This window comes from Frankia sp. CcMO1, assembly GCF_977945845.1.
In genome coordinates this window covers 1-4,248 of sequence record NZ_CDWTMG010000327.1, presented here as the reverse complement: position 1 = coordinate 4,248, position 4,248 = coordinate 1, and the positions used below count along the sequence as shown (strand labels likewise).

Below are 4,248 nucleotides of genomic sequence, written 5' to 3'. Positions count from 1 at the left end.
GGTGATCGCGGCGATCGCCGCGGCGCTGGCCGCCGCGGCGGCGACGGACTGGCGGCGGCGCCGCACGTCGCCGCGGCGCCGGATGTCGGCGGCGGGCGCGACCCGGCCCGTGCGCTGCATGTCGCCGGCCAGCGTCTGCAGCAGATCGTCGATGTCGCGGTCAGGCATGATCGCCCCTCCTCCCCGTCGGCGTGGGTTCCTCGTCCAGATGCTCGGCCATGGCGCGCCGGCCGCGCGCGAGCCACGTCTTGACGGTGTTAGGGGATGCCCCCACCTCGGCCGCGATCTCGGCGACGCTGAGCCCGGTGAGATGGTGCAGGACGATGACGCGGCGCTGGTCGGCGGGGATGCGGCGCAGGGCGCTGACAATGGCGACGTGGTCGGGGCCGACCGCCTCGAGGTGCTCGTCCGCGGCGTCGCGGTGGTGGGCCCGGAGGCGGTTCACCGCCTTGCGCCACGCGCTCACCGCGGTGCGGTAGGCGACGCGGCGCACCCACGCCTCCGGGTTCCCCGTCTCGCGGACGGCCGACCACCGGCTCCACGCCTTGACGTACGCCTCCGCCACCGCGTCCTCGGCCTCGACCCGGTTGCCGATCATGGCGTACACCTGGCTCAGCACCCGGCGCGAGGACGCGGCGTAGAAGGCGTCGAATTCGTCACTGCTCTGCATCGGTTATCCGCGGAACTCCAGGGTCAGTCGCCGTACGTGGGGGCGGGGCCGTTGTCGATGAGGCGGAAGGTCGTGTCGAGCGGCGCGTCCCCCAGTTCCTCCAGGATGAGCCCGTAACGGGTGGAGGACTGCAGGTAGGCGTCGCCGTTCTTGATCGTGTAGACCTTACCCTGCGCCGTGATCGTGAACTTCTGGTCGGCCTTGGACGCGTCGCAGGCAGCCGCCCGGACGGTGAGCGGCTCGGTGGAGTGCGGATTATAGAGGCTCCAGCACAGCGGCTCGTCGTTGCCCGTCTCCGGGAACGCCTTGATCAGGTACTTGCCGCCGCCGAGCGGGGTCGGCACGAACAGGGTGCGACCCTCGTCCCCGTCGACCTCGGTGAGCCGCCCGTCGTCGAGCAGCGACACCGCCGATTCGAACGACTGCACACGCACAATGGCGACCTGGCGCTTGCCGGACAACACGCCCGACTTCTTCGCCGCGGCCGCCGCCTTTTGCTTGGCCGCGCCGCCGGCCGCCTTCTGCGCGGGCGCCTTGGCCGTCGCGGCCTTGCCGGCGACGCTCCCCGCCGCCGGGGCCGCGGACGGCTGCTCGGCCGCGCCGGCCTCGCCCTGCATCAGGGCGTACCCGATCATGCCCGTGCAGGCCACCATCGCTGCCCCGGTGATCCACTTCGCCGTGCCCATGTCGTACTCCTCATCGGTCGCGGTGCGGTCGCGTCGACCTGGCGTCGACGTGCCCTCAACACGCGTACGGCGGGGAGCCGGTTTCGCGGAATATCGATCCCGGGCAGTGACGCCGGTCACGGTGTCAGCCGCGGATGATGAGGCTCATTGCCTCGGCGCGGACCTTGCCGTCGCGCTTGAAGGCGCCGCGCACCGCCGACGGCACCGTGCGCGCGCCGGCCTTACCGATGCCGCGCATCTCCATGCCAAGGGAACCCCCAGAAAGCCCGTACGGCAGCATCCCGGAAGACGCTGCCGTACGGTCTGTATGTAACAGGCCAGGACGACGCAGAGCCGGGCGTGCAGGGTGTCGGCTGCGGCGAGGCTCGCAGCGAGTTGCTCGGGCGGCAGCGGCTGCCAGAGCGCGGTGCTCTTGGGTGGGTGCCGGATCCGGGCGGCCGGGTTCGCGAAGATCAGCTTGGTCTGCTTGGCCCAGCCGAACAGGGACCGCAGTGCGGTGGTGGCGAGCCGGCGGGCGTGGCTGTCGAGGCCGTCGAGGTGCTCGTTGAGGTCATCGCGGGTGACCTCGCGCAGGTGGTCGTAGCGGCCGGCCCAGTCGTGGGCAGCGGCCAGAGCCGCTTTGACGTAGTTGCGGACGGTCGCAGGGTTGCGCGGCCGGCGGCGAGGGCCACCGCCAAGCAGGACCAGGGCCCAGGCGTGGATGTCCCGGGCGAGCGAGGGAGCCGACGCGGCGAGCGGAGCGAGCCGGCGCTCCAACCAGGGCTGCAGCACCGTGGGCCGGTCGTCGTGCACGACGCCCATCGTGGTGAGGATCTCGACCACGTGGTCGGGGTTCGTACTGTGCCGGATGAGGATGGGCCGGAAGTCGCTGACCCGGATCCGGTCACCGTCGTGGTGGCCGGCCAGCAGCATCACCAGCGCGCGTTGCGCGCTGCGGCGCAAGGACGGCCGCCAGCCGCGGACCTCGGCGGTGGTGTGCGCCAGGTGCAGCGCCCACGCAAGCCACGGGTTGTCCGGCGGCGGCCCGCCGCGCAGGTCCTGACATCGTTCCAGACGACCTACGGCGATCAAGGCCTCTTCAGAACCGGCCTCCAGGCGGCCCTGGCCGAAGCCGCCACCCAACGGCCCAACCTCGAAGCCGACCTGGCCGGCACCGAGAAGCAACTGCGCGAGACCACCGCCGCCCTCGACCGGTACCTGCAGGCCTTTGAAGCCGGCACGATGCCGGCCTCACTGTGCGCCGAACGTGTGACCGACCTGACCGCCCAGCGAGACCAACTCATCGCCCACCAGGTCGACCTCACCGCCCAGCTACAGGCCGTGACGCCCGCCGTCCCGGACGCCGACTTGCTCGACGACGCCGTCACGAAGGTTCACGACGCGCTGGATCGCGGTGACCCGATCGCCGTGAAGCACCTGCTCGGGCAGTTCATCCACCGCATCGAGATCAGCACCGACTGGCAGGCCCACCCCACCTACCTGGTCCCCAAAACGCCGATCCCCGAGCCGCGCGCGACTCGGGGATCGGGGACGCCGGTTCGCATTTGCGAACCAAACGTGGAGGTGGCGGGAATCGAACCCGCGTCCGATGGCGTGGGACCAGGACTTCTCCGGGCGCAGCCTGCTATGGCCTTTCTCAGCCCCGGCGATCACACAGGCGAGTCGCCGAGCCGGGCTCAGTCGCTGTTGGTGTTCCCTCGGGTCCCGCGACCGGACCCTCAGGCAGTGGCCTTCTAGCTGACGTCAGCTACCGGGCCGAAGGCACTCCCGGGCTGACGGACCTCAAAACTCGCTCAGGCGGCGAGGGTGAGGTCGGTGCTGTTTGCGTTGGCACCTATTGGTTTGCGACGAGGATTATCGAGATCACGTCGCCTACTCGGCCCGCTTCCCCTGGAACGACGTCCACCGTCGAAACCTGTCACCCCCGATGACAGCTCGAGTCCCGCTCCGAGGATTGCCGCGAGCAGGTACGTCGATCCGCTCTCTTCAGTTGTCAACCTGCGGTGTTGCCACCACGCTCAACGTCGCTGGCGGCGTCGAGCATTCCCGGAGATCGTGAACAGGGATGGCCCCGATACGAAGCCCGGCGGTCCCACAGCGTATCGCCCGGGCGGTCGGCACCGTGACCGGCCGATCGGGCATTGGGCTGCCCGATTCCACCCCGTCACATCCATCCGAACCTGCCCAGCCACATCCATAACACCCAATTTATGGCGTGGATCACATCACTCCCCCTAGTCTGTCCACCTCTGAATCACTGACCGCAGCGAGCAGTAAGACACGTCACCAGAAAACCACGGAGAGTGCACATAGTGACTCAAACGGGGGACGGCGCTGCCGAGAAACGGTTGCAGATCGTCGACATAGACGCCCCCGGTCCACTGAACGGCGGATCGGCGCTGACGCCCGCCGCGACCCTTCTGTTCACCGCGCTGGACGAGGGACTCCTCGTCATCGACGGCGATGGAAAGGTGATCGAGGCCAACAGCGTGGCGGCGGCGATGCTGGGCCCGGACTCGAGAGCCCCCACGGGCCGGCCGGACCCGTTCGAGGGAGTCACGGTGCTGCGGGAGAACGGCCTGCCCTGGCACGGCTTCGGCCTCCCGGATTCGATCATTCCGGGGGAGCGCAGCGGGCGCGCCGGCCCCCGCGCCCGGCGGCACATGATCGGCGTGGTCCGGCCCGGATCGGCGGCGCGGTGGCTGTCGGTCGCCGTCGCGCCGCTCGACGCCCAGGGCGGGCACGCCGACCTGAACGGACCGTGGTGGGTCGTGTCGATCGTCGATGCTCCTCCCCCGGGCGAGAACCCCATCGACGGCGGGCCCGGCCGCGCTCGCGTACCGGCGCCGGGGCCGCGCCCGATCGGCACACCCCCGGTGGCCACTCCCCCAC

At 70.4% G+C, this 4,248-nt stretch carries 5 protein-coding genes and 1 other RNA gene; 1 reads left to right on the top strand and 5 read right to left on the bottom strand.

The genetic code is table 11. The features are described from left to right. Window positions 1–160: 160 nt before the first annotated feature. The 5 genes from AC08OU_RS23130 to ssrA all read right to left on the bottom strand — a co-directional run bounded on the left by AC08OU_RS23130 (window position 161) and on the right by ssrA (window position 3,282). On the bottom strand, window positions 161–670 hold the full coding sequence (locus AC08OU_RS23130) for a SigE family RNA polymerase sigma factor (protein ID WP_476605793.1): 510 nt from the start codon (window positions 668–670) through the stop codon (window positions 161–163). Between the two features lie 23 nt (window positions 671–693). Beyond that, window positions 694–1,356 carry a hypothetical protein gene (locus AC08OU_RS23125; protein WP_476605792.1) on the bottom strand — a complete coding sequence of 221 codons (663 nt, stop codon included), beginning with the start codon at window positions 1,354–1,356 and terminating at the stop codon, window positions 694–696. 144 nt (window positions 1,357–1,500) lie between these two features. Continuing rightward, the gene (locus AC08OU_RS23120) at window positions 1,501–2,478 is read right to left on the bottom strand and encodes a hypothetical protein (protein WP_476605791.1); all 978 of its coding nucleotides are present in this window, start codon (window positions 2,476–2,478) and stop codon (window positions 1,501–1,503) included. A gap of 189 nt (window positions 2,479–2,667) precedes the next feature. Beyond that, entirely contained in the window at window positions 2,668–2,826 is a 159-nt protein-coding gene (locus AC08OU_RS23115) for a hypothetical protein (RefSeq protein ID WP_476605790.1), read from the bottom strand. Between the two features lie 85 nt (window positions 2,827–2,911). Next, window positions 2,912–3,282, bottom strand: a transfer-messenger RNA (tmRNA) gene (gene ssrA, locus AC08OU_RS23110). A 386-nt stretch (window positions 3,283–3,668) separates the two neighbouring features. Here ssrA and AC08OU_RS23105 point away from each other — a divergent pair. Continuing rightward, the coding region (locus tag AC08OU_RS23105) for a PAS domain-containing protein (protein WP_476605789.1) at window positions 3,669–4,248 on the top strand (580 nt) is incomplete at its 3' end.

Coding starts and splice junctions, on each gene's coding strand:
- AC08OU_RS23130 (WP_476605793.1), bottom strand. CDS start 670: ATGCAGAGCAGTGACGAATTCGACGCCTTCTACGCCGCGTCCTCGCGC.
- AC08OU_RS23125 (WP_476605792.1), bottom strand. CDS start 1,356: ATGGGCACGGCGAAGTGGATCACCGGGGCAGCGATGGTGGCCTGCACG.